This is a genomic window from Mesorhizobium sp. M0854 (genome assembly GCF_040319815.1).
GTDB lineage: Bacteria > Pseudomonadota > Alphaproteobacteria > Rhizobiales > Rhizobiaceae > Mesorhizobium.
Window position 1 is genome coordinate 1 of record NZ_JAMYOL010000072.1, and the last position, 2,348, is coordinate 2,348.

General features: G+C 58.1%; 3 protein-coding genes. 2 read left to right on the forward strand and 1 reads right to left on the reverse strand.

Annotation, left to right across the window (positions count from 1 at the left end):
• Positions 1–674 precede the first annotated feature (674 nt).
• Positions 675–923, forward strand: a complete 249-nt coding sequence (locus tag NKH99_RS32530) for a hypothetical protein (protein ID WP_353017950.1) — start codon at positions 675–677, stop codon at positions 921–923.
• Here the strand turns inward: NKH99_RS32530 and NKH99_RS32535 are convergent.
• On the reverse strand, positions 920–1,243 hold the full coding sequence (locus tag NKH99_RS32535) for a hypothetical protein (protein WP_353017954.1): 324 nt from the start codon (positions 1,241–1,243) through the stop codon (positions 920–922). The genes NKH99_RS32530 and NKH99_RS32535 overlap by 4 nt on opposite strands.
• 196 nt (positions 1,244–1,439) lie before the next feature.
• Between NKH99_RS32535 and NKH99_RS32540 the strand changes: the two genes are divergently transcribed.
• On the forward strand, positions 1,440–2,279 hold the full coding sequence (locus tag NKH99_RS32540) for a transporter substrate-binding domain-containing protein (RefSeq protein ID WP_353017952.1): 840 nt from the start codon (positions 1,440–1,442) through the stop codon (positions 2,277–2,279).
• The last annotated feature ends 69 nt before the right edge of the window (positions 2,280–2,348 follow it).

The following is a 2,348-nucleotide window of genomic DNA, read 5'->3' on the forward strand; positions in this document are numbered from 1 at the left end:
GGCGAACGCTGACCGCCGCGCATTACATAAGGGGGGGTCAAAATTGGACGCCGATCGGGGGTCAGTTTTGGAAGCCGTTTGACACGACAAGACGCGTCTCGTCGACTTTCGCCCGCGAACGACGGAGAGCACACGGCATCCGGAGACGGATGGCACCAAGTTCGACTTTCTCGGCCTGACCCACGTGTGGGGACGGTCGCGCAAAGGCAAGGACATGGTGATGCAAGTCACGGCCAAGGGCCGTTTTGCTCGTGCGCTGGCTGCGGTAAGTGACTGGTGCCGGAAACACCGGAACTGGTCGATCCGCGATCAGCATCGCCACCTCTCGTCCATGATGCGGGGCCACTTCGCCTATTATGGCGTCGGGGGGAATGCTCGGCGATTGCGATGGTTCGCCCACCAGTCGTGAGGATATGGCAGAAATGGCTATCTCGGCGAGATCGTCAAAGCGTGTTCCGATGGACTCGCCTTAACGAAATCCTGAAACGCCATCCGCTGCCGCCAGCCAGGATTCTTCATTCGTTTGCCACCGTGAGCGAAACTCTACCATGAGGAAACGGATGCGGGAAAACTGCACGTCCGGGTCTGTGAGAGGTGGGGGCAGTATCGTCCCCACCTACTCGGCAACGGAAATCGACGGTGAGCCGACCAAGAGTTATTACCGTTGGCTTGTCATGGCTTACGCCTCGACCATCCCTGGCTATCCCTCGATCACCATCCCTTGCGGACGTGATGAGGGGCTGCCCTTCGGGTTGCAAATCATCGGACGCCGGCACGGCGATCTGGGCCTGCTCGCGATCCCTGCAGCACTTGAGCAGGTGATTGCAGGGAACTCCGACCTCGCGCCATGCGCGCCGGATCTCGATATGCTCAAATCCGCGCCGCCTTTAAGGGCCGCAGAGGGTTTTCTTGCCTTTGATTAGTATGACGAGGTTTGATCGAGTTTCCCGATCGCCAGCAGGTTGTAGCTGCTTGTCGGGCGATAACTGCCGCTCTCGATCTCCTCGAGCACGAAGGCATATTTCTCGTCTGTCAGCCCGCTGATGTCCAGCCGCTCAGAACGCCTGCCATAGCGCGATCGCTCCAGCATCTTCACGATCGTCGTCAGAGTGGCAATGCGTTCGTCGGCGGCCTTGGCGCGCGTCTCAGCCGTTCCCTGACGATCACCGGAACTTCGCCCGCGTGACGCAATGAAGGGACAAAGTTGCCTTCGAGCTTCAGCCGCTAGCTGATCAATGCGCAATATCGCTGATGATCCGTCTGCGTCATTTCCTCCAATGGATAAACATATGTTGCAAACGTAGGCCAGCTAAGATACACCGACTAGGACCAGGTGTCGCTCAGGAAGGCCGATCGGGTTCCTGGGTCCAAAATCACATTTCAGGTCCGGGAATGGGCCGGTTGCAAGACCAAGACCCACAAACACAGGGGAACGTCGGATGAACAAGCTTATGACGATGATAGCAGCTGCCGCGTCGCTCGCAGTTGGATCTGTGGGTTCGTCGCCTGAGGCCAATGCCGGCGCCGTACTCGATCACGTGCTCGCCACGAAGACGCTAAGAGTGGCGGTCGGGACGGACTGGGGGATGATTTCATTCTTGAACGACAAACACGAGCTCGATGGTTCTGATGTGGATATCGCCAAGGCCATCGCGGAAAATCTGGGCGTGAAGGTCGAATTCGTGACGCCGGCCTGGGATATCATCACCTCAGGCAAATGGCAGGGTCGTTGGGACGTGGCCATGGGCGAGATGGTACCGACCAAGGCCCGCGCCGAAAAACTTAGCTTCCCGGCCGTGTACGCCTGGGGGGCGGCGGTCGCCGTCGTTTACAAGGACAGCAAGGCAACCAAGCTTTCCGATCTCGACGGCAAGGTAGTCGGTGTCACAGCAAGCGGATCGGCGGAGTCTTATGCCAATCACACGCTAGCCCCGGACTGGGTAGGCGCTAAGCCAATAGAATTCAAATTCACGCCGGGCGAGGTGAAGACCTATGCAACCGACAATGTTGCGTTCGACGACCTTCGGCTCGGCGATGGTGTTCGTCTCGATGCGGTTCTCACTGACCGAACGGTGGTACGCAGTGCGATCAAAGCTGGCTATCCATTGAAGGAGCTCAGCGAGCCCCTCTTCTTCTCGACGAGCGCTATTACAATTCTACCCGGGGACAAGCATTTCAGCGACAAGATTGCGGCAGCCATCAAGGACATGAGGGATGACGGCGCGCTCTCCAAGATAATGATCAAGTGGTACGGGGTGAAGCGCACCCTCGAAAAGTAAGGTCGTGAAGTTGAAGCGGTCCCGGCTGGCCTGGACCGCTTTTTTAAAGGACTGCCCATGCTCTATTCG

Excerpts from the sequence above, each read along its gene's own strand:
- NKH99_RS32530 (WP_353017950.1), top strand. The coding sequence starts at position 675 with ATGGCTTACGCCTCGACCATCCCTGGCTATCCCTCGATCACCATCCCT.
- NKH99_RS32540 (WP_353017952.1), top strand. The coding sequence starts at position 1,440 with ATGAACAAGCTTATGACGATGATAGCAGCTGCCGCGTCGCTCGCAGTT.